Here is a 25617-nt window from a genome sequence, read left to right on the forward strand (position 1 = left end):
TATCAGCTCCTATCCATGTTTGCATAGCGTGAAATATTAAGCAATATGCCCATTGCTGCCATCATAAATACTGTCGATGTTCCACCGTAGCTTATAAACGGCAGGGACACACCTGTAGCAGGCATTGATGAAGTGACAACTGCAACATTTATTAAAGTTTGAACACCGATTACAGCTATTATCCCAGTAGCAGTTAGACATCCAAAGACATCTGGCGCTTTTGCTGCAACCCTAAGCCCCCTTATTATGAGATACAAAAACAAAAGCAATATTGAAGCTGTCCCTATAAGCCCAAGTTCTTCTCCTATTATTGAAAAAATAAAATCATTTTGCGGCATAGGCAAATACATAAATTTCTGACGGCTTCGACCTAAACCAACTCCAAAAAGTCCTCCAGAACCTAACGCATACAACGACTGCACAATCTGATATCCATGCTCTTTTATGTCTTGCCACGGATTTAAAAATGTAAACACCCTCTGCCTAATGTATTTTACAGTAGTCACCACAATCAGTGCTGCAGAACCTCCAAGCCCAAATAGTGTCACCATAAAAGATAATTTTGCACCAGCTACAAACAAAATAATTAAAGATATAATAAATATCGTTCCTGCCGTGCTAAAATTAGGCTCTTTCATTATTAGTAAAAAGAAAATCCCAGCGATGAAAAGTACCGGCACCACTCCCTTTTTAAAACTTTTTGCATAACTTGGGTTTTTGTCAAAATATTTCGCGAAAAATAATATTATCGCATATTTTGCGATTTCTGATGGTTGAAGTGTAAATCCACCTATTTCAATCCATCTCGTTGAGTTGTACCTTGTGCTTCCTACACCAGGTAGCAATATAACTATCAACAAAATTATCGACAATATTAATAAAACACCAGACAATTTCTTCAAATTATGATAATCAAAATTCATCATAAAAGTCATGGCAAAAAAACCTATTATAGCCCATAGAAGTTGTCTTTTTAAAAAATAGAAAGAATCATGATACTGATAGTAAGCATTGGCAGAACTTGCGCTAAACACCATTACAACTCCTATCGAAACAAGGACTAAAACAGATATCAATATGTTGTAATCAACGGGATACTTCCTATTCACTATAGTACTACCCCCTCAAAGAATTTACCGTATCCTTAAAGAGTTTACCTCTCTCCTCAAAGTTTTTGAACATATCCCAACTGGCACATGCAGGCGACAAGAGCACATTATCACCAGGCATAGACATCTTATAAGCAGCATAAACAGCATCATCTAGACTATTGACTATAGTTATATCTTCTCTAGAAAAACCATTTTTAACAGCAGACTGATATATTAAATCTTTCGTTTCGCCAAGCAATATTAATTTGCGCACACGCCCACTGAAAGATTTGGTAAACTCATCAAAGCTTACACCTTTGTCGTATCCACCAGCTATAAGAATGATAGGTCCTTTCATGGCTTCTATAGCTTTCATAGCTGCGTCTGGATTAGTACCCTTTGAATCATTGTAGTATTTGACATCATTTATGCTTCTTACAAATTCTATTCTGTGCTCTACACCTTTGAATGTTTTTAATGTTGTGTTTATGATATTAACATCAATACCTGCTAAAAATGCCATCGTTGATGCAACCATTGCATTTTCCACATTGTGATTTCCAGGAATATATATGTCATCAATATCTATGATGGTATTCTTCACATCATTTATAGATATGACAATCTTTCCATCTTCAATGTAAGTCCCTTGATTTAAAACTTTAACACTACTAAATGGAAACACCTTGCACTTTGCCTTCTCAAACAATGAAGACATGTTTTTGTCATCACAATTTAAAACAGTATATTCATTAAAACTTTGATTTTCAAAAATACGACCTTTTATGTTTACATAATTTTCAAGTGTTTTATGTCTATTAAGGTGATCTGGAGTAATATTTATAATAGCACTGATTACAGGCTTAAACTCTTTTATAGTCTCCAATTGGAAACTGCTTATCTCAGCAACGATGACATCTTCGCTGTTAGCATTTACTGCTGCTTCAACAAGTGGATAACCTATATTTCCAGCCACATATGTCCTAATCCCAGAATTCTTAAAAATTTCCCCCAACAGCGATGTGGTAGTTGTTTTTCCATTTGTTCCCGTAATAGCATATATAGGAGCTTTTGATAATCTATATGCAAACTCCACTTCACCTATTACTTCAATACCTTTTGATTTTGCTAGTGCAACTATCTCTGAATCAATTGGAATTCCAGGGCTTACAATTACCATTTCTGCACCATCTAAAAGTTCATCTGTAACACCTTCAAAACAAAATGCTATACAACTATCTTTAAATTCGCTTATATCATCTTTAAGCTCTTCTTTTGATTTCGAATCATATACAAATATCTTTGCCCCAAACATTGTTAAAACTTTGCACAATGATTTTCCACTTAGCCCAAATCCTGCTACAATTACTTTTTTGCCTTTTAGATCCATTTTTTCCTCCTAAATCACTTATATTTTCTCAAACATTTCTTTTATCATAAAAATCAACTGATGCCATAAAATGCTAGAAAAACAGCGATTAAAGTCACAATCCAAAATACAAATACAACCTTTGTCTCAGACCACCCAGAAAGCTCAAAATGATGATGAAGTGGACTCATCTTGAATACCCTTTTCCCTGTAAGTCTAAAATATATAACTTGAATTATTACAGACAGAGCCTCAACAACATATATAATTCCAACAAGTATCAAAATCACTGGTAACTTTGTCAGTGTTGCAAGTGTGGCTACAGCTCCACCAATGGCCAATGAGCCCGTATCCCCCATGAATACTTCTGCAGGATATCTATTAAACTTCAAAAAGCCTAAAAGTGCACCTGTTATGGCAGCACCAAACACAGTTAATGATGTATTGTTCATAAAAAATCCTATCAATGTAAAAAAAGCAGTAACCATAAATGAAACACCTGTTGCAAGGCCATCTAATCCATCAGTCAAATTCACACTGTTGACAGTACCTACAGCCACAAACATAATAAACGGTATGTAATAATATCCTAAATTAATTTCTTTCTTTAGAAATGGAACTATTACATCTGTGCCTACTAAATCCCTAGAAAAGTAAGCAAGTATTATCGCCAGAGCAAATTGACCTAAAAGTTTCTGGCGAGCAGTAAGACCCAATGATCTTTTATAGCGAACTTTAATATAATCATCCAAAAAGCCAATCAAACCATATCCGAGAGTGATTAAGATTGCCAATGCCATATACTTATCCCATTTTGAAAATACCAAATCCGCAATCAACAGGGAAATGATTATAATTATTCCGCCCATTGTAGGTGTTCCGGCTTTTTTAAGATGTGTCTTAGGGCCATCACTCCTTACACTCTGTCCAAATTTAAGCTTCGAAAGCCAAGGTATTACTATAGGTCCCAACAAGACACAAATTAAAAAAGATATTACTGTTGCAAATACCATCTTTTGAATCATTTATTAGCACTCTCCTGTAGAAATTTCACGATTTCCTCCATTTTCATTCCTCTAGATCCTTTTATCAAAAAAACATCATTGTCATTCTTTATCTCTTTTATCAACTCAATAGCTTCAACATTATTTTTGCACATCATTACATTTTTTGCATCCATACCGTTTTTTATTGCTCCTTCAGCTATTTTAGATGCAAAATCTCCAACCGTTATAAGTACATCTATATCTTCATCTTTTACATGTTTTCCTACTTCTTCATGAGCTAAATCAGAGTAATCTCCAAGCTCTAACATGTTACCAAGAACAGCTATTTTTCTTCTATCTTTGTACCCTTTCAAAACTGATAAAGCAGCCTTCATAGATGCCGGATTTGCATTATATGCATCATTTATTATTTTTAATCCTGAAACATCTATGATATTTAGCCTCATGGCGCTTGGTTGGAAATTAGCCAGTGCTTTTCTCATATCTTCTTTATTGACACCAAATTTAATTCCTATACAAATTGCCGCTAAAGAATTATATACATTGTGTTTTCCAGGCACATTTAGTTCAATATCCATTGTATATCCGTCAATTATGACTTTATATTTTATCGATTCCTCTTTTAAGACTATATCAAAAGCTTTTACATCTCCATTATCTATGCCATACGTAATGTATTGAGGGCCTTTTTTATCTGTCAATTTTACAAGCATATCGTCATCTGCATTAAGTATAACTGTACATCCTTCTTTAAAATCTTCCACTAGCTCAGACTTTGCCTTTAATATATTTTCACGAGAACCCAATTTTTCAATGTGGGCAACACCGATATTTGTGTACACTGCAATATTAGGCTCAGCTATGTTTTTAAGTCTCCTAATTTCTCCAAAACCGCTCATTCCCATTTCAACAACAGCCATGTCATGGTCTTTATTTAACCTGAATATAGTCAGAGGCAATCCTATCTCATTATTAAAGTTTCCCTTAGTCTTTAAAACATTGTATTTCATAGACAAAACATCGTATATCATGTCTTTTGTAGTAGTTTTTCCGCTGCTTCCTGTAACAGCTATAAAAGGTATTTGAAATTTTTCACGATAATATTTTGCAATCTTGTGTAAAGCCTCTTTTGTATTATCAACAAAAATTACTGGCTTATTGTACCTGCCAACATTATTTACTGATTCTGAAAGTGAAGCAGAACCTATTTTAAGGGCATCTTCAACAAACATTTCACCATTAAAATTTTCACCTTTAAGCGGTATAAAAAGCTCACCTTCTTTTATTGTCCTAGAATCTGTACTTATGCCACTTATAGTCGAATTTATGTCTCCTGATAGTAATTTTCCACCTGTAGCATCAATTATTTCTTTTAAACTTAAAATCAACTTTTTTCATCTCCGTCTAATATCTCTTTTACTATCTCTCTTTCATCAAAATCTATAACACCATCTTTTAAAACTTGATACGTTTCATGGCCTTTACCTGCCAGAATAACAATGTCATTATCTTTTGCTGTAGATAAAGCATATTTTATTGCTTCTCTTCTGTTTTCAACAATCTTGTAAGGACATTTTGTATTTTTTATCCCTGCTTCAATTTCACTTATTATCTCCATAGGGTCTTCTGACCTTGGATTATCTGATGTTATAATGACAAAATCTGCATATCTCCCTGCCACTTCACCCATTTTTGGTCTTTTACCTTTATCTCTGTCGCCACCGCAGCCAAATAATAATATCTTCCTTCCTGTATCGTACTCATCAAATGCTTTCATTAAATTTTCTAAACCGTCAGGTGTATGAGCATAATCAATCACTACATTGTAAGGGGCATCTATGTCAAGAACTTCAAACCTTCCTTTTATTTTAACATCTTTCAACGCCATTCTTACAGTCTGAAGCGGTATTCCCAGTATAAACGCCACAGCTATTGCTGCCAGCGAATTGTACACACTAAATAAACCGGGAATTTTTAAAGATATATCGCTTTTTATATCCTCTATTTGAACAGTATATTTTACACCTTTTATGCCATTTTTTATGTCTTTCGCCATTATGTAAGCATAATCTTTTATGCCGTATGTTACAACTTTGGCATTTGAGTTTTCTATTATTAATGAAGAATAATCATCATCAATATTAATTACACACGCTGTCTTTGCCATTTTAAAAAGTTTGGATTTTGCATTTGCGTAGTCTTCCATTGTCTTATGAAAGTCTAAATGGTCTTGTGTCAAGTTTGTAAAAACAGCAATATCAAAGTCGCACTCATCTACCCTGTTTAATGCCAATGAATGTGATGAAACTTCCATCACTACATACTTAACACCTTCATCTACCATCAGTCTAAGATACCTTTGTAAATCTAAAGATTCGGGGGTTGTTCTCTCTGTTGGATAGACTTTATCGCCTATCATATTTTGTATTGTACCTATTAAACCTACCTTGTTGTTTTGGCTTTCTAGTATAGATTTTATCATGTATGTGACAGAAGTCTTACCATTTGTACCTGTTACACCTATCAAAAAAAGCTGCTTTGATGGATCACCATAATAATTAGATGCAATCTTTGCTAATGACTTCCTAGTGTTTTCAACTTTTATCACCGTAATATCTTTATCAATACTGATTTCGCTATCTACCAGAACAGCTACTGCCCCTCTTTCTACAGCATCACATATGTAATCTGCACCATCAGATTTAAATCCTTTTATTGCTACAAACATAGAACCTTCTTTTGATTTTCTCGAATCGTAACATATACCCCTTATGTCCACATCGACGTTGCCTTTTACAATTGTATATTCAATATCTTTCAATATATCTGCAAGTCTCATAATAGGCCTCCTATTCCATTATATACATTAATAGTATAGCACAATTATGCAGTTTGCATATATTAAAAACTGCATATTGTGCTTGAATTAATTTTCCAGTGGCCTAAAGTCGACTTCAACCGTTGTTCCTTTATCAACTTTCTCGCCTTTTTCTGGTTTTTGATTTACAGCTATTCCTTCTCCATTAATTTTTATTTTTAACCCCAAAGAACTTAAAATTGTAGTAGCTTCTGTAATAGACTTTCCTTTTAAATCAGGCACATCAACTTTTTCAGTGCTATTGTATTCATTCAAATACAAGACAATTTGCGAATCTTCTTCTACCATCGCACCAGGCTTTGGCATCTGATCGACGACAGTGTTGCCTGTTCCATCAATGGAAAACTGCAGTTTCTCTTTTAATAATGCATCTTGCGCCTCATACAAGCTTAAATTTCTTACATCTGGCACTTTAACAAGAGGTTTTACTTCAATACCCTTTGGTTTTACATTTAAATACGTCAAAGTGTCGTACAATATACTTTTTACTACAGGTCCTGCCAATGCACTTCCAAAGTGTGTTTCAGCATTAGGTTCGTCAATTACGACTAATGCTATAACCTTGGGATCTTCAGCAGGAGCAAATCCTATGTATGATGCTACATATTTACCTGGCGTATATTTTTCTGTTGTGCCTGTTTTTCCTCCTACATCATACCCTTCTATATATCCTGCCTTTCCTGTTCCTTCAGATACAACGCTTTTAAGTATTTCTCTCATTGTAGATGAAGTCTTTTCAGATATTACTTGCCTTACTACTGTAGGCTTAAATTCTTTTATAGTCTTGCCATCAGAATCCACTATTGCTTTAACAATATGTGGCTCCATTAGCTTTCCACCATTTACTATTGCAGAAACAGCTCTTATCATCTGAAGTGGCGTAACTGCAATTCCCTGTCCAAATGAGTTTGTGGCAAGCTCCACAGGGCCTACATCTTTTTCTTTCATTAAAAGTCCTGGTGCTTCACCAGGTAATGTTAAACCTGTGGTTTCGCCAAATCCAAATGCATGAATGTATTTGTATAATTTATTAACTCCAAGCCTTTGAGCTATTGTAGCAAAAACTACGTTGCAGGAGTTTTGAACACCTTGTACAAATGTTTCACTATAATGAGTTGCCCAACAATTAATCCTTTGTCCGGCTACCATGATATATCCGGGATCGTAAAATTGCTCATTTAATCCAACAACTCCTTCTTCTAATGCTGCAGACGCTGTAACTGTCTTAAAAACAGATCCAGGTTCGTATGCATCAGATATTGCTTTATTCCTCCAATTTTTAAACCATTCATCTTGAGGTCCAGCAAAAGGATTATTTGGATCATAATCAGGTCTTGAAGCCATTGCTAATATCTCACCAGTCTTTGGATCCATCACAACTGCCACAGCACCTTTTGTCGGTTTTGTATGTGCGTAAGCTTCATCAAGTGCTTTTTCTGTAAAATGCTGTATATTTGAATCTATAGTTAAAACTACATTGTAGCCATCTATCGGTGGAATATATTCTTCTTCTCCATTCCCCATTTTCCGCCCTAGTGCATCCACTGGTGACGAAATCCTGCCGGGTATCCCTTTTAAATAGCTGTCATATACAGACTCGATTCCATCCAAACCTTGATTATCTACACCTGTAAACCCAAGTATATGGGAAGCTAAATTTTTTTCTGGATAATATCTCTTTGTATCGCCAGATATTATCACACACGATAAATTCAATTTTCTGATTTTATTTGCCGTATCATCGTCAATTCTTCTTGCAATCAATACCTCTTGTACATTTTTATTATTTATCTTCTTTAATATATCTTCTTTGTTGATTTTTAAAATCTCTGCCAATTTTGTAGTAACTTCATCTTTTTGATTATCTTTTAATTCTTTTGGTATAATGCTGACTTTATTTGAGCTAGCGCTCTCAGCAAGTGCTTTGCTGTTTCTGTCTAGTATTAAACCTCGCTTAGGCGACACAGCAACATCCAATGTCCACTGGGGCACAGCTAATTTTTGAAATTCTTCACTTTTAACTATTTGTATCCAAAATAGCCTGATAATGAGAACAGTTATAATAAAGATAGAAAAAAACAGCAAAAATAAAATCCTCTTTTTAGTCGAAATGCTTGGTGATATGTGAATCCCTCCTATCTCACTAGCAGTCCTAAAATCCTCCCAAAGAAAGTTTTATTTTTATTATTATCATCTGTTTTTTTCTGAGCAACTTCATTTGTTTTACCGATACTCATGTAGACTATTTGCCCCTTTTCAGGTTCTACCATTCCCAACTGATTTTTTGCAATATCTTCTATCCTCTGTAAATCCTTCATTGATGCAATTTTGACTTCTAACTGCTGGTTTAAATTTTCTATTTCGCTGACCTTCGCCTCCATTTTGCTAAGAGCGACAGATTTTTGATAAATTAAAGCATATCTAAACAGTACAGTAAGGCTTAAAAAACCTATAAAAACTATTAACATGAGGTTTTTTAATTTTTTATTTTTCTTTGGTTTTTTTGATTTATTTTCTTCATAATACGGCTTTAGGTCGTAGTCATAATTACGCTTTTCTAATACCAATTTATTCTTCCCCCTTATACTTTAGAACAGCAGTTTTTCGGCAACTCTTAACTTTGCACTGCGTGATCTGGGATTAGTCTCAAGTTCTGCTTCATCCGGTGTTACAGGTTTTTTTGTAATAATTTTTATAACTGGTTTCTTACCACAGGTACATGGCAAGTTTTTAGGACATGTACAGGGATTTTCTAACTTTTTGTACATATTTTTTACAATTCTATCTTCCAATGAATGAAATGTTATAATAGCAATTCTACCATTAGGATTCATGACATCTATGAAATCATCTATTGCATTATCAAGTCCCTTTAACTCATCATTTACTTCTATTCTTATAGCCTGAAAAGTTCTTTTTGCAGGATGATGTCCTGTCCTCCTTTTCGATGCTGGAACAGCCTTTTTTATTATATCTACCAATTGAAATGTTGTCTTAATAGGCCTTTTCTTTCTTTCTTCAACGATAAACTTTGCAATTCTTTTAGCCCATTTTTCCTCACCATAATCATACAATATTTTTGCAATATCATCTTCAGAGTAGTTGTTGACAACATGCTCAGCAGTAAGAGCACTTTTCTTATCCATTCTCATGTCAAGTGGTGCATCATGCATATAAGAAAAACCTCTTCTTACCTCATCTAGCTGATACGATGATACACCAAGGTCTAAAACAGCACCATCAATCCGTTCTATGCCAAGATTTTTTAAAATATTTTTTATATTTTTATAATTGTCATGAACGTAGGTAACATTGTTAAAATCCTTAAGCCTTACAGAAGCTGCATTTATTGCATCCATATCCCTGTCTATAGCAATTAACCTTCCTGTTGAAAGGCGTCTTAATATTTCGTAAGAATGACCTCCTCCACCTAAAGTCCCATCAACATAAACTCCATCAGGTTTTACTTTTAAATATTCAATTGTCTCATTTAATAGTACGCTTTCATGTTTAAATTCCATAAAATCACCTTAAATATTTAAGTCATCCAAATGTTCAGCAACACCCTCAAATGACACGTCAACATTATTTGAATACTCTAGCCAAACTTCTTTGCTCCAGATTTCTACTCTAGACGAAACACCTATTATTATGACTTCTTTATCAATTTTAGCGTGCTCCCTTAAAATATTCGGTATTAATACTCTTCCCTGTTTGTCTATTTCACATTCAGTGGCGCCTGCTAGAAAAAATCTTGTAAAAGCCCTAGCATCTTTTCTATTAAGTGGTAATGTTTTTAACTTGGTTTCGATATTTGACCACTCTGCCAATGAATATACAAAAAGGCAATTGTCAAGCCCTCTTGTCAGCACAAACTTATCACCAAGTTCATCTCTGAATTTGGCTGGTATGATAACTCTTCCTTTCTGGTCTATCGTATGTTCATACTGACCCATAAGCATACCGAACACCCATTTCCATTACACTTTTAACCACTTTGCACCACTTTAAACCACTTATTATGTTTATTCTATGCAAAATCCAAAAATCCTTCAACAAATAAAAAATTTTTTTCACAAATAAAAAAATAACGAGTTAAACTCGTTATAAGAAATTTAATTTTCTATGGTTTTATGACTGATAGAACACAATTTTTTTCATTAAAAAATGTCTTAAATCTATCTAACACATCATCATTAGTTATTTCTTCAATTGTTGTAGTATAATCAAGTATATTTATGCCTCTCATGTAATAAGTTATAAAATTGTGTGATATACTTTCTACAGAGTTAAATGATTTTAAAAAACGTCCTGTTATTTTTCTTTTTATTCTATTTAAGTCACTGTCATCTATAGAATCAACTTTCGATATCTTATCTAAAACGGCTTGTTTTACAGCTTCAGGGTCATTTGATTGACCACCTATAATAGAATATCCGTGATCTATTTCGCCAACGTATTCTGTATCAAATGTTGAATCAATAAGCCCATCATTATAAAGCTCTTCATATAGATCAGAGCTTCTGCCTGCTAAAATCTCTAAGCAAATCTGTGTCACAATGTCTTTTTTAAGCAGTTTTTTCCCGCCATATCCTACATCATAATCTTTAAAACCTATATTAAAAAGTGGCATTGAAACTGCCATTTTCTGCTCTACATAGTTTTTATTAATAGTTTCAGGTTCATTTGGATATATCCTTTTTATTTCTCCTTGTCTTTTATCAGATTTTACGGAATTATTTACGATATCTAAAACTTTATTGATATCTACATCGCCCACTGCAAACAACACCATGTTAGATGGATGGTAAAATGTTCTGTAACATTTATACAATATATCTTTATCAATTTTTGATATAGATTCAATCGTACCCGCTATATCAACTTTAACAGGGTGCAGGTGGTACAGTCCACCTAACATATTAAAAAAAAGCCTCCAAGATGGGTCATCATCATACATCCGTATCTCCTGTGCTATAATGCCCTTTTCCTTTTCTACATTTTCGTCTGTAAAATAAGGCCTCTGCACAAAGTCTAGAAGAAGTTTCAAATTGTCGTAGAAATTATCTGTGCTGGAAAATAAATATGCTGTAGTTGTAAAATTCGTGTAAGCATTAGCAGAAGCACCATTTTTAGAGAACTCTTCAAATATACTGCCCTCTTCTTCTTCAAACATCTTGTGCTCCAAAAAGTGCGCTATTCCATCAGGTACAAGCGTTTTATTCTTTTCACCGGGAACAATAAACTGGCTGTCGTTTGACCCATAATGTGTTGCAAACATTGCATATTGCTTGATAAAGCCTTTCTTTGGCATGACATAGACATTTAATCCACTTTCATGTTCATAATGGTACATCTTTTCTTTTATCGTCTCATTAAAAATCTCTCTCATGTTTTATCCCTCCTCATTTTTTAGTCATAAAATAAACAGTATCTAATTGTATCTTTTTAGAAACATCAATAATATCTTCTTTTGTTACTTCATTTATCTTATTTATAAAATCGTCTATGCTATAATTTGTATGCGAAAGATTTTGTGATAAATAAAAATCCGAAATTTGCGTTGCACTATCTTTTAATGAATTCATAGACGTATTTAAAGCTTTGATCGTTGAATCAAATTCATAGTCAGAAATGTTTCCGTCCCTTATTTCCTCAACTTGTTTAAGTATTATATCCAATGCTTTTTGATAATTTTCAATCTCTATACCTGACATTATAAGCATTAATCCTTTAAATCTCTCAAGCCTTGTCTGTGCATAATATGCAAGACTTGCTTTTTCCCTAACATTCATGAATAATTTTGAAAAAGGACCGCCTCCCAATACACCACTCAATACTAAAAGCGGAAAATACTCATCATCACCAGGTTTTACATTTGTCCTAAAACCCAATGTAAGCTTTCCTTGAGTGACATCTAGTTTGTCTTGGACGTATTTGACTTGATCCACCTTTTTATATATTGGTGTGTCAGGTATATCAACAACGTCTCTGCTGTCTATTTTGAAATACTTATCAAACAAGCTTTTTATTTTATCTGCACTCACATTGCCAATAACATATATATCTATAGGCAATGTTTTTATGACCTTCTTATAGTATTCATAGAGATTTATTTCATCTATTTTATCAACATCATCTATGCTGCCAAGCTCATATATTGAAAAATCTTCATCTTTACACATTTCTTCAATGCACCTGTCAACAGCATACTTTGTCTTTTCATTTATTCGGGAATTAATCAAATTCTTCTGTTTTTCTTTTTCCTGCTGAACATACTTCGAATCAAATCCATTGTTTACTACTAATGGATTTAAAAGTACATCTGAAATAAACTTTACGCCATCTTCCGTTATGTCATCTTTTATATAGCTGCTGTCTGCAATCTCTAACCTAAATTGTGCAATTTGCCTCTCACCTTTTTTATAAACTGAAAAAGCAAATGTGGCTCCATAAAGCTCCTCAAGATGTCTCGTCATTTCTTTATATGTTTTATAATTGAGACTTCCTCTCTTTAATACTGATGGCAACAATGCAAACTTTGCTGTTTCATTGCTTAATCTGTTATTTATGTAAATATTAATCGTAATGGTCTTAAACTTATCCATCTGGCTAACATACAGATTAATGCCATTTCCAATATTCCTTTTTAAAATGGACATATTTTATCACTCCTTCTATAATAATCCAATTGACCTTAATTATATTTCAAATGTTTTACTATGTCAACAAAACATAAACCCGGGTTTCCCCAGGTTTATTTTATGCACTTGGTGTAATTCTCTTTAATATCTCAGTAATCTGCTTAGTAAATTCTGATAATGGTCTTCCAGCCGCAATTCCTTTTGCTATATTTTCTATTCTCTTATATAAATCAGGATCCGACGTCACAGATACATTTTTTATACTCTTGTCTGTATCTCTAACAGTCTTTTCAACCTTTTTCTTAACTTGAGTTTCGTGAGTACCTTGTACACTTGCCTTCATATCAATACCTACTATAGCAGTATTTCCAGAAATTACGACTGTAGCTTTATTTACCTCAGGCAATTTTGCTACATTTGTTGCTATCTTTGCTGCTCTTGTACTTTGCGGTACCGGTCTTTTTGCAGGAGTTGGTGTTGTCGGTGTCCTAGAAGGTGCCGGTGTCGTCATTCCTGGTGAAGGAGCCGGTGTTGTTCTAGGTGTTGTGGGAGTATATCTAGTAGGAGATGGCTTCTTAGTAGCCTTACATCCTGTCAAAGATATAGACAAAGCCATTATCAATGTCAAAAGTATTAATAAAATATTTCTTGTCTTTTTCATTTTAAACACCTCCAATCAATATTTTGCTCACATAAAAACAATTTATTATAATGTAATATGTTAATAATTGTCAGTTACAATTAGATTTGAACTTTTACCTCTTTTCATATATAATTCTATTTGATGCAAAATAGAAAAATTTTTTCATAAAATTAAAAACAATTCGGAGGAATATAAATGGAAATAGGCATAGTTGGTCTACCTAATGTTGGTAAAAGTACAATCTTTAATGCAATAACACAAGCAGGTGCTGAATGTGCAAATTATCCTTTCTGCACAATAGAACCTAATGTTGGTATTGTTTCTGTACCAGACAATAGGCTTTATGAACTTGCAAAAATAGTAAATCCTCAAAAGATAATTCCAGCCACAATAAAATTTGTAGACATAGCTGGACTTGTCAAAGGAGCCAGCAAAGGCGAAGGTTTAGGCAATAAATTTTTATCGCATATAAGGGAAGTTGATGCAATTTTAAATGTGGTAAGGTGTTTCGAAGATAGCAATATTACTCATGTTGAAGGCAATATTGACCCAATTAGAGACATTGAAATCATAACATTAGAATTGGTGCTTGCTGATCTAGAAGTCATAGAAAAACGAATTGCAAAAACTTCTAAATACGCAAAAAATGATAAATCTGCAGCATTTGAATTAAGTATACTAGAAAAAATCAAAAGTACTCTAGATGATGGAAAACCTGTACGCACCATGAATTTCGATGAAGATGAACTTCCATTTGTGAATCAGCTTATGCTTTTAACGTCAAAGCCAGTTATGTATGCTGCAAATATTTCTGAGGACGAACTTATATCTGGCAAAGAAAATGAGTATGTTAAAAAGCTTAAAGAATATGCTGAAAAAGAAAAATCAGAAGTAATAGTCATATCAGCAAAAATTGAAGAAGAGCTTTCATCACTTCCCGATGAGGAAAAATACGAATTGCTGTCTGAATACGGATTAAAAGAACCGGGACTTAATAACATAATACGCCATGGATACTCACTTTTAGGACTTATCACATTTTTTACTGCTGGTCCAAAAGAAGTAAGAGCATGGACTATAAAAAAAGGAACAAAAGCACCTCAAGCTGCTGGAAAAATACACACAGATTTTGAAAAAGGTTTTATACGAGCTGAAGTAATATCTTACAAAGATTATATAGAATCTGGCGGAGAGGTGGCTGCAAAAGAAAAAGGGCTAATGCGACTTGAGGGAAAAGATTACGTCGTAGAAGACGGCGACATAGTTGTATTTAGATTCAATGTATGAGAAAATCCCATAGATGGTAATCTATGGGATTTATTTTAACTATCTTGTTTTATCTTGATTTGGTCTATCGCTAAACTGTCTATAAATTTTTCATAGTCAATATTTTTTTCGCCTTCTATAACTTCTTCTAAATCCGGTTTTATTATAGGATGCTTAGGAACAAAAATTGTACAGCAGTCTTCATAAGGTCTTATTGATATGTCGTATGTCCCAATTTTTTGGGATATTTCCACTATCTCACTTTTATCCATTCCAATCAATGGTCTGAACACAGGCATATGTGTTACCGCATTTGTACAGTATAAGCTTTCTATGGTCTGGCTTGCTACTTGTCCTAGGCTTTCACCTGTTATAAGCGCTTTTGCTCCATACTTATTGGCAATATTTTCAGCAATCCTCATCATCATCCTTCTCATTATTATGGTGGTCATCTTTGGAGGGCATTTATCATATATGGCAAGCTGAAAATCCGTAAAATTAACTACATGCAAGTATATATCTTGTCCGTATTCTGAAAGTTTTTTGCACAAATCTATAACTTTGTCTTTTGCTCTCTCCTGTGTATATGGCGGACTGTGAAAATACACAGCTTCTATTTCTACTCCTCTTTTCATCATCATCCATGCAGCAACAGGACTGTCTATTCCACCTGACAAAAGAACAACTGCCCTACCATTTGTCCCAAGCGGCATGCCACCTATTCCATCTGTTATACCAGAATACAAATAAGCCTTCTCCCGTATTTCTATATTTAAGACGATGTCTGGATTATGCACATCAACATAAACATCTTCTACGTTCTGTAAGATTTTACCTCCAATCATCCTGCTTATTTCCATACTTTCATATGGAAATGATTTATTGGGTCTCCTAGTCTCTACTTTAAAACTCTTACCTGAATAGCTTCTCATAAGCTCAATCGCTGCATTGTATATTGCATCAAGATCCAAATCAACCTTTTTCGCTACAGTCATACCCACTATGCCAAAAACTTTTTTAAGCTTATCTATAACCTCATTTACATTTCCGTCGCATTCTACGTATATTCTACCATGGGTCTTCTCTACTTTTATTCCATCATAACCTTTTAATGCTTCTTTGATATTTTTAACAAGTTTATTCTCAAAAAATGCTCTATTATCGCCTTTTAGTGCTAATTCTCCATACTTTATAAGAATTATATCCATTTTTACCTCCTTTTGTATTTTCTTAAGAAATTCACTTTATCTTTCAAAGCATCTATTGTGTAATCTATCTCTTCATCTGTATTAAAAATGCTAAATGAAAATCTAATCGCTCCTTCAATATATTCATGACTTAATCCTATGGCCTTTAATACATGGCTTTCTGTATTTTTGTGAGACGAGCAAGCAGAACCTGTAGATACATATATACCCTTTTCTTCTAGTGCGTGAAGCAGAACTTCGCCTCTTACACCCAAAAATGAAACATTTAATATCTGTGGTGCGCCACTATCTATATCAGGACCATTTAAGTGAACATCAGATATTTCACTTTTGATTCCGTCGTACAGCCTTTTTTTCAAATGTATAAGTTTCGACTCGTATTCATGAATATTTTCCTTTATCAACCGACAAGCATCTCCCAATCCTGCAATACCAGGCATATTTTCGGTACCTGACCTTAAATTTCCTTCCTGCCCACCGCCATATAATATAGGCTTTATTTTAACACCTCTTTTTATATAGATAGCACCTATTCCTTTTGGACCATGCATTTTATGACCACTTAAAGATAAAAGATCTATCTTTTGACTCTTCACATCCAACTCAATCTTGCCCACTGCCTGTATCCCATCTACGTGAAAATATGCATTCTTGGCCTTTTCTTTTAATTTCGCAATGTCTTCAATAGGTTCAATGGTCCCTATTTCATTGTTTACCGCCATAATAGATATTAAAATTGTTTTATCATTTATGGCACCTTCAAGTTCATCCAAATCTATATTCCCTCGATTGTCTACATCAAGATATGTAATATCATACCCCTCTTCCTCCAGCTGCTTCATCACATTTAAAACAGATGGATGTTCAATCTTTGAAGTAACTATATGGTTTCCCAGTCTCTTCATGCTGTATGCTATTCCGCGTATGGCAAAATTATTAGATTCTGTGCCGCCAGAAGTAAAAATTATCTCATCTGTTTCACAGCCTAATAATTTTGCAACATTTCTCCTCGATTCTAATAATATCTTCTCAGCTTTATATCCTTTAAGATGGACTGATGAGGGATTGCCGTACTCATTTTCCATAACATCAACCATCTTGTCAATTACTTCTTTGCGGACTTTTGTTGTTGCACTGTTATCAAGATATACCTCCATTTTTACCAATCCTCACATTGTCTTTGTACTAATAAATATATTATATGTTAATATCATCAGATATTTCAAGTAAATAATAATAGGGTCCTAAAATTGGACCCTCTCTTTAAAATCAATATTATGCTTCTTTGCATGAAGTCTTATTGGACTCATCCGAACTGTGACCAATATGAAAATCAACTTCATCCGTATCTAACTGGTTGACTCTCTCTTTTATGTTTTTATGCAAAGAAGCATCACCAAATTTATTTACAGCTAATTTTGCTTGATTTACGTTGTTATTGATGACACCAGCACCACCGATGCAACCACCAACACAAGCCATACCCTCTACAAAATTATTTGGCAATTTACCTGCTTTCATTATCTTCAATGTCTTATTGCACTCTTCAAGCCCATTACAAATTATCGGATTGATTTTGGTATCTGCATTAATTTCTTTTATCGCTTCACTTACCGCCTCTAAAACACCGCCAGATCTTGCAAATTTTCTTCCAAATAGTGTAGCATCATCCACTTCAGCATCTTGTTGTTCTTTTATGTCAATCTTTGCTGCATCCAGAATAGCAACCATCTCTTCAAATGTCATTGCATAGTCTGTTATGCCTTTTATATCTTCTCTCATCACTTCTGATTTCTTTGCAGTACACGGTCCTATAAATACCGTCATTGCCATAGGATCATGCTTCTTAATGTACTTCGATATTGCTGTCATTGGAGACACTGTCGTTGATATATTACGAGATAATTCTGGATAGCTCTTTCTTATATGTGCCACAAATGCAGGACAGCAAGAACTCGTCATTACTTTCAAGTCTTTTATTTTTTCTTCAAACTCCTTGGCTTCTTCTACTGCAACAAAATCAGCTCCAAGTGCTACTTCTATTACATCTGTAAAGCCAAATTCTCTCAAAGCTGATTTTATTTGGCCTACAGTTGAATCTTTAAATTGAGAGGCTATTGCAGGTGCTACTAAAGCATAGACTTTTTTACCGCTTTTTATCGCCCTTATTATATCCACAATATATGATTTGTCTGTTATTGCACCAAATGGGCAAGCCAAAGTACAAGCACCACAAGAAGTACATTTTTCATAATTTATAGCAGCTTTTAATTCCTCATCCATTGTTATAGCTTTTGCTGCACAAGACCTGATGCATGGCCTTAAGTTATCAGATATGGCATTGTATGGGCAAGCATCTTTGCATCTTCCACATTCTATGCACTTATCATAGTCAATATTTGCTCTTTTATTGATTATCGATATTGCACCTTTGGGACATACTTCAGTGCATCTATGAGTAATGCATCCTCTGCACGCTTCTGTGACACGATACCTTTTTATAGGGCACTCTTCGCAAGCAATATCCAAAACTTGAATTATCGGTTCCTCACCATCTACTGCATGTCTCATTGTCCGCTTTAAATTTTTCCCCATTGCCACTTTCGTTCTTTGCTCTATTATAGCCCTTTCTTTATATACGCAGCATCTAAATCTAGGTTTTGTCCCCGGAATTATCTCATGAGGTATTTCATCGTATTCGTCTTCTAATCTGTCTTCCAATGTTAGTTTAGCAACATTATAAAGCACTTCATATTTTAACATTTGAACATCAGTGTTAAACTTAAACAAGGCAATCTATCCTTTCTAAAAATAATTTACTTCAACATTTTTGTTTAATTTTTTTAATAAACTAATAAGTTCTTCAACAATCTTAACCTTTATTCTAAGATCCGCAGGAAAATCTGGATTTTGATGAGCACTATTCACGGCCTGACCCACTAAAAAATTTACATCAGTTGCATAATTTAAAATTTTAAATAGGCGGGTTGCAGCATCCTTCTTTGAATACCTTAGTATATTTGAATTGCCATCTTCGATGTATTCTTTAAAAATCTCAACTGTCTTTCTTAATGTCAAAACTCCTTCTGTCACCAAATCTATTCCATCTATAAAAGCAGGTGGTGGTATGTCAGGATCGATATAATCAGTCGTTGTAATAACCTTTTTATTTAAAACTCTTCCTACAATTTTCGCAGCCGTGCCACCACATACAACCTTTAATCCTTCATTTTTCATGAGTTTTCTTACAACCCATTCATCCATATTCTTTAAGATAGGTGGCCCCACCATTACAGTAACTTTTTTTGACTCGTTCACTTTTATAACTACTGCTGTCGTATCATCACCAGGTTTATTCTTGTATAAATTGTTGCAAGTCGTTATAAGCTGGTAGCAAATATCAGATGCATCGCTATAAACTTCTAATGTCTTTTCAAGATATTGCTGCACATTCTCCCATTGCCATCCAAGGTTCAATATACCACCTACACCTGCATGTATAACCCCATCAGATACAATTACAAGAGCATCATTGAGTTCCAACTTGAAGCTGCTTTCGTAAATTCTTTTATCGCCTATTTCTACACATTTTCTATCTATTTTTTTATAAATTCCATTTTTAAAATAAAATATAGATGGGTTATCATACTCTACCACATGAACATTATCAGAATTTATCGAAACAACCGTAAATGTAGAATATGCAATATTTCTTTCTTTGCATATAGGCAGCGTTTGCGCTATCGTATCTACAACATCAGATAATTCAGAACCCATATCAAGCATTTTTGAGACAATTCGCGTTGTCAAAGTTGATAAAATATTTGCTTTTACACCGCTGCCTAATCCATCTGCCATTACCGCCATTAAATAGTCTTTTTTTCTTATTATCTGAACACTATCACCGCACAGTTCTTCACCGTATTTGTTTAATGATGCATGTGCAATATCAATGTAATGGCTCATTCATCATCACCTTGATTTAATAGCATATCCTTCATTCTAGTCAATATAACTTTTGTCTCTGCAGTTGTCTCTCCTAAAAGACTTGCAATCTCCTGCGCCACTTTCATCTGCCTGTCTATTACTTGCTGTGCCAACTGATAGTTTTCCTTTTTAACCTTTGAAAAAGCCTCTTTCTGCTTTTCCATCTTTGTAATATCTGTAAAAATACCAATTGCAATTTTATATTCTTCTAGATAATAAATGCTCTCTAACGCAATAATTCCATAATTTTTAAATGATACCTTTTTATTGAAAATACTTTTTTTGTTTTCAATCACATCTTTAAAATCCGATATATCAAATATCAAGGATAGATTCTCGTTTTTAACCATTGATGAATTTACTAAAAACATCTTCTCAAAAGCTCTATTCATTTCTTGTATCTCATACTCGTTATTAACAGCAATTATAGCGTTAGGTGTAGAACTGATTATAATGTTAGATAAAGTTTCAGCTCTCCCTCTCATATATGGCAAGCACATATATGGTTCCGCCATTCCATTAAAAACAGCTATAGCCTTCTCTCTGCATGTATCATAGCCACATGCACCACAATTTAGTTCATCTTCTTTAGTAAGTTTTCCAATTTTTGATAAAATATCTTTTATTTCTTTCTCACTAGGAATCTTCCATTTGTCACTTAAATTTATAAATTTCCTGCTAAAATCTACTGAACAATCAATCATATTGTTAATATCATTAATAAAGTTCGCCTTTATATTTGAATAATTAATCACTTCTTCTTTTCTTTTAACAACACTATTATTTAACCTTCCAAAGGCTGGTCCATTAATGCACCCTCCATCACAAGCATTTGCTTCTATCCAATATCCATGCAAGTTGCCTGACCTTATATCATTTAAAAGCTCCTTAACATTGTCAATCGAAGACACAGATACAACTTTTCTCAAATTTAAATCGACATCCATGCAGTCAATAGTTTTACCTTCAATAGGATATAGTTTAAACGGCAACATTGTATCAACACAATCTGTAAATTCCTCCATGGAATCAATATTGATTCCAGCTTCATCTAACCATTCTATAATCTCTTCAAATGTCAATACAGCATCTATTGCACCTTCACAGCTAAAATCATTCATTTCCACTTTCTTTGCCAGACAAGGTCCTATAAACACTACCTTTATTTCATTGCCATAAACTTTTTTAACAGCCCTACCAACAGCAATCATAGGTGATACAACTGGAACAAGGCAATTTATTAGATCAGGATAGTACTTTTCAATCAAATAATTTATAGATGGACATGAAGTAGTAATAAGATTGTCATATTTTAAATCATTATAATATCTTTCATACTCTTTAGATATAAACCTAGCTCCTACTGAAGTTTCTATTATCATTTCAGCGCCCAAATTTTTTAAAGCATTGAGGAATTTAAAGGCTCTGCCATTTCCTACAAGTGCGGGATAAGATGGTGCTATTGTAAAAACAACTTTATCACATTTTTTTATAAAAGCTTTAACTTTTTCTACATCTGACCTTACGGTTTTGGCATTTTGTGGACACACATTTAAACATCTTCCACAAGCAATGCACAGGTAATCAACTATTTCAGCTTGTTCATTATTAACTTTTATAGCTTTTACAGGGCAATATCTAATGCACTTATAGCAGTTTCTGCAATTTGCTTCTTTAAAATTTATGACACTCATTGTAAATTGCCTAACACATATTCTTTAAAAAATTTTTCAACGCTATTTGGTTTAATTGACAAACACTTTCCGTCGTCAATTTTTACAGAAACTGCTCTTAAACAATTGCCCATGCAAAAATCTGCTTTTAATTCCACCTTGTCCTCAAGATTATAATCTTTAATAAATTTTTTTAATTCATTTATAACATCGTAGGAGCCCTTAAGATGGCATGAACTACCTACACAAACAGTAATAACCATAAAAATCACCCGTATACTGTATACAATTATTTTACTACACAAAAGAATTTAAGTAAATAATAGTTAATTTATTAACAAATCAAACTAAAATAATTTAATCCTCTTTTCTGGATTCTTCTATCATCTTTTTTAACTTATGCGCTCTCTCAACAGTCTTTTCTTTATCAACATCTAAACTGATATCAATAACATCTTCTTCAGCTATGTTGCTGGGAAGATATTTTATCGGAATATTTATCTTTCTGTCATCATCAAGAATGACTATTGCCACATCATCTTCTATTTTATCAACGATACCATGTATTCTCATTTAATACACCTTCTTTTTAATTATTATACATCTTTTAATTTTCTTTATCAATACTAAGATATTTTATAAAAGGGCCTGTTTGCCAAACCCTTTTATAACTTTCATTGTATTAATATGATCTTTATTTTAAAAATTTTACCAATAAGTCAACTACGCTCTGTAGCTCTTCATACGTTATCTTGCCGTCTTCGTTTGAAAGAAAACACTGTTCTGCATGTTCATTTATTATAGATAATCCAACTTTTTCTAAGGAAGCTCTTACTGCTGCTATTTGCAGTAAAATGTTTGAACATCCTTTATCCTCTTCAACCATTTTCTCAATTCCAGCTATATGGCCTTTTATAGTTTTTAACCTTAAAAGTACATCATCTTTAATACTTTTGCTCATAATAATCACCTTTCAATTATATTTTATCCTTTTATCCAGTTTTTCAAAGATTATGCTCATCTCTTTTTTAAACAGCTCTTCCCATTCAAATGATTTTGCAAAATTTCTTCCATTTTGTCCGTATATACTCATTTTATCATGATTTTCTATCAAATCTATAGTTTTTTCTACAAAGTCTGCAATACTGTACTTTATTGTTATACCACATTCATTTTCTTTAATCAATTTGCCTAAGTCACCAATGTCTGTTGCTATAACTGGAAGGCCAGCAGCCATATATTCTACGGCTTTAAGTGGAAAAGAATATTTTATAAGCTCTGTGGGGAAAAGTGTACACAAGCCTATATCAGCTTTTTTAAAGTACAATGGCAAGTCTTTATATTTAACCTTTCCAAGAAAATGAACAAAGTCATCAACTTTGTAATCTTTCGACAATTTTCTTAAGTCAGGCTCATATCTTCCCCTGCCGAGTATCATTATGGAGACATCTAATTCCCGTCTTAATATCGGAAGTGCCTTAATAGGCATCTCAATTCCTGACCAATGTTCTAATGAACCACTAAATACAAGTATAGTTCCATTGTGTTTTACTTTATCCCCTTTAAACAACTCATAATTAACACCATTTGGTATGTAATATGGTGTAATACCTGTCATATTTTTTCTGAGTTCTATCAATTTCTTGTTAACAGAAAATGTAATGTCTGAACTTTCTATACAATATTTTTCCATATATTTCGTCCTATTGTAAATATCTTCATATTCAAAAAATGCAGGAAAATAATCTATATCCTCATATGCTAAAAAACTTACTCTGCCAACCTTCAAAAGTTCTACTGCTGTAACACCTGCCCATGGTCCTTGAGCAATGCAAATATCATATTTTTCAGAATCAATTTCCAAATATCTTTTATACAATGTCATAGGACTAAAAAGGCTTGCAAATTTTACAGGTATCCCTATATATTTAGTAGTACCATCTTGTTTTTTCAATACGCCCAAATCATCGTATCTGCAAAATACTACTGTCAAATCATATCTCTCTTTTAAATAATCTATCAGATGATGGCTTCTCTGTGGAAGTGAGTTTAAAATATCAATGAATGTGATAAATAATATTTTCATATGAACCCTCCTAACCTCATTATGTGAAAAGCCAGCATATGCTGGCTTTTCATTGTATTAATATGGTGAATATGGAGCTTTCTGTGGAGGAAATATAGGTGGGAACGGCCTTTGCATGAATTCGTCACATACATTTGTGGGAAACTCCTCGCACTCAGGTGGTTGCGTACTATGAGATATAATTTTGAGGATTTGAAAATTTATAGTGTATCTTAACTTTATTATTATTAAATATTTCTATAAAGTCAATAAGGTTTTCAACCATTTGCCTATTTAAATCCTGCATATCAATTATTGCTTTAATTTTTTCATACGCCTGTTGTATAAGTATCATCTTTATGTCCTTAGAATTTATTTGTTTTTCAATCTCATTTAATTTATTTTGATAAGTATTCATTTCATTCTGAATCTCATCAGAAAGTATTTTAAACTGCTCATCATTAATTAAACCTTTTATCTTGTCGTAATACATCTGCTTAAAAGTATTTTGCAGCTCGGAAAATTTCTTTTTATATCCTTCATACATATTTTTCTGCTCCATATATTTTTCTTCAATCGAATCCTCGGCAATTCTTGCTAATTCACGATAATCGACGATTTCTTTAGCTATAGTCCTAAGGTCATCTAAAATTATTTGTTTTAACTTATCTTCCGGTATAGAATGCATTGTACAAGCTTTTGAACCGTATTTTCTAAAAGCACCGCATATAAGTTTCCAGCAAGGCTCCTTTCTATCCTTGTCATAAAAATACCCCATATACGATCCACAATCGCCGCATCTTGCTTTACCAGAAAAAAGATGTGTAATATGCCCCGGTCTGAATTTAAGCTCGGATCTTCTTTGTATTATATCCTGCACCTGCCAGAAAATATCTTCATCTATTATAGGCTCATGCATGTGTGTTTTTTTAATCCACTCTTCCTCAGGCACTTCTCTGACTTTTTTTACTTTGTACGATACCTTTTTTCTCTTATGCTGGACAACTGTCCCAATGTACACTTCATTCGTCAGTATTCTGTGAACAGCGTTGCTATTCCACATTTTAATCTTCTGGTTTGGATTATTAAAATTTTCTTTTGAACCTGCTGGAGTAGGGTAACCTTCATCAGTTAATATTTTAGCTATTTTCTGTTTGCCGAATCCTTCCATATATAATAAAAAAATTCTCTTTACTGCCTGAGTTGTAATATCATTAGCTGGTATTAATTTGTTTTTATTATTAGGATCCTTTTTATAGCCATAAGGTGCCAGTGCACCTACATATAGACCTTCTTTCATTTTACTGATAAGGTTAAACCTTATTTTCTTTGATATATCTTTAGCATACATGTCATTAACAACATTTCTAAAAGGTATACTGTCATCATCACCTTTTAAAGTGTCCACCCCATCATTTAAAGCAATATATCTTATACCATACTCAGGAAATACCTTCTCTAAATATCTTCCCATCTCGATATAATCTCTTCCAAGACGAGATAAATCTTTTGTTATAATGCAATTTATTAAGCCATTCTTAACATCATCAATCATTCTTTTAAAATCATCCCGCTCGAAGGTAGTTCCGCTTACGCCATCATCAATATAAACATCGACAAGATGCCAATTATTTTCGTATACAAATCTTGTTAGTTCTTTTTCCTGTGTTTGAATACTTTCACTGTAACCTTTATTTAAATCTTCTTTTGAAAGTCTGCAGTACACTGCACAGTTCCAGGTTTTATTCAGTACGTTATCCTTGAGCATCTGTAACCTCCTTCATGG

The 25617-nt window shown here is 33.5% G+C and carries 23 protein-coding genes; 1 reads left to right on the forward strand and 22 read right to left on the reverse strand.

The features are described 5' to 3' along the window. Positions 1–2: 2 nt before the first annotated feature. The 12 genes from spoVE to J2Z80_RS04205 form a co-directional block, all read right to left on the reverse strand. Positions 3–1109, reverse strand: a complete 1107-nt coding sequence (gene spoVE / locus J2Z80_RS04150) for a stage V sporulation protein E (RefSeq protein WP_192401836.1) — start codon at positions 1107–1109, stop codon at positions 3–5. Between the two features lie 7 nt (positions 1110–1116). Continuing rightward, positions 1117–2481, reverse strand: a complete 1365-nt coding sequence (gene murD, locus J2Z80_RS04155; protein ID WP_192401838.1) for a UDP-N-acetylmuramoyl-L-alanine--D-glutamate ligase — start codon at positions 2479–2481, stop codon at positions 1117–1119. 53 nt (positions 2482–2534) lie between these two features. Next, positions 2535–3485: a phospho-N-acetylmuramoyl-pentapeptide-transferase gene (mraY, locus tag J2Z80_RS04160; protein ID WP_209453268.1), complete on the reverse strand. Its 951-nt coding sequence runs from the start codon at positions 3483–3485 to the stop codon at positions 2535–2537. Beyond that, positions 3482–4855: a UDP-N-acetylmuramoyl-tripeptide--D-alanyl-D-alanine ligase gene (locus J2Z80_RS04165; RefSeq protein WP_209453269.1), complete on the reverse strand. Its 1374-nt coding sequence runs from the start codon at positions 4853–4855 to the stop codon at positions 3482–3484. Before J2Z80_RS04165 ends, mraY begins: the two co-directional genes overlap by 4 nt. Then, positions 4852–6306, reverse strand: a complete 1455-nt coding sequence (locus J2Z80_RS04170) for a UDP-N-acetylmuramoyl-L-alanyl-D-glutamate--2,6-diaminopimelate ligase (RefSeq protein WP_209453270.1) — start codon at positions 6304–6306, stop codon at positions 4852–4854. Before J2Z80_RS04170 ends, J2Z80_RS04165 begins: the two co-directional genes overlap by 4 nt. 87 nt (positions 6307–6393) lie before the next feature. Continuing rightward, complete coding sequence (locus J2Z80_RS04175; protein ID WP_489884377.1) at positions 6394–8469, reverse strand: stage V sporulation protein D; 2076 nt, start codon at positions 8467–8469, stop codon at positions 6394–6396. 11 nt (positions 8470–8480) lie between these two features. After that, positions 8481–8912 carry a septum formation initiator family protein gene (locus J2Z80_RS04180; protein WP_209453272.1) on the reverse strand — a complete coding sequence of 144 codons (432 nt, stop codon included), beginning with the start codon at positions 8910–8912 and terminating at the stop codon, positions 8481–8483. Between the two features lie 21 nt (positions 8913–8933). After that, the gene (gene rsmH, locus J2Z80_RS04185; RefSeq protein ID WP_209453273.1) at positions 8934–9866 is read right to left on the reverse strand and encodes a 16S rRNA (cytosine(1402)-N(4))-methyltransferase RsmH; all 933 of its coding nucleotides are present in this window, start codon (positions 9864–9866) and stop codon (positions 8934–8936) included. Between the two features lie 9 nt (positions 9867–9875). After that, positions 9876–10307 (reverse strand): division/cell wall cluster transcriptional repressor MraZ, encoded by a 432-nt coding sequence (mraZ, locus tag J2Z80_RS04190; RefSeq protein WP_209453319.1) that lies wholly within the window; start codon positions 10305–10307, stop codon positions 9876–9878. Between the two features lie 161 nt (positions 10308–10468). Then, positions 10469–11737, reverse strand: coding sequence for an EF-P 5-aminopentanol modification-associated protein YfmH (gene yfmH / locus J2Z80_RS04195; protein ID WP_209453274.1), 1269 nt, complete (start codon positions 11735–11737; stop codon positions 10469–10471). 13 nt (positions 11738–11750) lie between these two features. Further along, positions 11751–13007: an EF-P 5-aminopentanol modification-associated protein YfmF gene (gene yfmF, locus J2Z80_RS04200; RefSeq protein WP_209453275.1), complete on the reverse strand. Its 1257-nt coding sequence runs from the start codon at positions 13005–13007 to the stop codon at positions 11751–11753. Between the two features lie 100 nt (positions 13008–13107). Continuing rightward, the gene (locus J2Z80_RS04205) at positions 13108–13650 is read right to left on the reverse strand and encodes a YhcN/YlaJ family sporulation lipoprotein (RefSeq protein ID WP_209453276.1); all 543 of its coding nucleotides are present in this window, start codon (positions 13648–13650) and stop codon (positions 13108–13110) included. 177 nt (positions 13651–13827) lie between these two features. Between J2Z80_RS04205 and ychF the strand changes: the two genes are divergently transcribed. Continuing rightward, complete coding sequence (gene ychF / locus J2Z80_RS04210) at positions 13828–14919, forward strand: redox-regulated ATPase YchF (RefSeq protein ID WP_209453277.1); 1092 nt, start codon at positions 13828–13830, stop codon at positions 14917–14919. A 35-nt stretch (positions 14920–14954) separates the two neighbouring features. Here ychF and thiI read toward each other — a convergent pair whose 3' ends face one another. The 10 genes from thiI to J2Z80_RS04260 all read right to left on the reverse strand — a co-directional run bounded on the left by thiI (position 14955) and on the right by J2Z80_RS04260 (position 25599). Next, entirely contained in the window at positions 14955–16106 is a 1152-nt protein-coding gene (gene thiI / locus J2Z80_RS04215; RefSeq protein ID WP_209453278.1) for a tRNA uracil 4-sulfurtransferase ThiI, read from the reverse strand. Between the two features lie 2 nt (positions 16107–16108). Beyond that, positions 16109–17263 carry a cysteine desulfurase family protein gene (locus tag J2Z80_RS04220; RefSeq protein WP_209453279.1) on the reverse strand — a complete coding sequence of 385 codons (1155 nt, stop codon included), beginning with the start codon at positions 17261–17263 and terminating at the stop codon, positions 16109–16111. A gap of 118 nt (positions 17264–17381) precedes the next feature. Then, the gene (locus tag J2Z80_RS04225; protein WP_209453280.1) at positions 17382–18896 is read right to left on the reverse strand and encodes a 4Fe-4S dicluster domain-containing protein; all 1515 of its coding nucleotides are present in this window, start codon (positions 18894–18896) and stop codon (positions 17382–17384) included. A gap of 15 nt (positions 18897–18911) precedes the next feature. Then, entirely contained in the window at positions 18912–20072 is a 1161-nt protein-coding gene (locus J2Z80_RS04230) for a SpoIIE family protein phosphatase (protein ID WP_209453281.1), read from the reverse strand. Beyond that, positions 20069–21787, reverse strand: a complete 1719-nt coding sequence (locus J2Z80_RS04235; protein ID WP_209453282.1) for a [Fe-Fe] hydrogenase large subunit C-terminal domain-containing protein — start codon at positions 21785–21787, stop codon at positions 20069–20071. Before J2Z80_RS04235 ends, J2Z80_RS04230 begins: the two co-directional genes overlap by 4 nt. Next, positions 21784–22029 (reverse strand): (2Fe-2S) ferredoxin domain-containing protein, encoded by a 246-nt coding sequence (locus J2Z80_RS04240; RefSeq protein ID WP_132775476.1) that lies wholly within the window; start codon positions 22027–22029, stop codon positions 21784–21786. The genes J2Z80_RS04235 and J2Z80_RS04240 overlap by 4 nt, the downstream gene beginning before the upstream one ends. A gap of 94 nt (positions 22030–22123) precedes the next feature. Continuing rightward, positions 22124–22339, reverse strand: coding sequence for a DUF3006 domain-containing protein (locus J2Z80_RS04245; protein WP_209453283.1), 216 nt, complete (start codon positions 22337–22339; stop codon positions 22124–22126). 121 nt (positions 22340–22460) lie between these two features. Then, on the reverse strand, positions 22461–22727 hold the full coding sequence (locus tag J2Z80_RS04250) for a metal-sensitive transcriptional regulator (protein WP_013298250.1): 267 nt from the start codon (positions 22725–22727) through the stop codon (positions 22461–22463). Positions 22728–22739: 12 nt separating this feature from the next. Continuing rightward, positions 22740–23852, reverse strand: a complete 1113-nt coding sequence (locus J2Z80_RS04255; RefSeq protein ID WP_209453284.1) for a glycosyltransferase — start codon at positions 23850–23852, stop codon at positions 22740–22742. 169 nt (positions 23853–24021) lie between these two features. Next, positions 24022–25599 (reverse strand): recombinase family protein, encoded by a 1578-nt coding sequence (locus tag J2Z80_RS04260; RefSeq protein ID WP_209453285.1) that lies wholly within the window; start codon positions 25597–25599, stop codon positions 24022–24024. Positions 25600–25617: the final 18 nt, after the last annotated feature.

Source organism: Thermoanaerobacterium butyriciformans (assembly GCF_017874545.1).
Lineage (GTDB): Bacteria > Bacillota > Thermoanaerobacteria > Thermoanaerobacterales > Thermoanaerobacteraceae > Thermoanaerobacterium > Thermoanaerobacterium butyriciformans.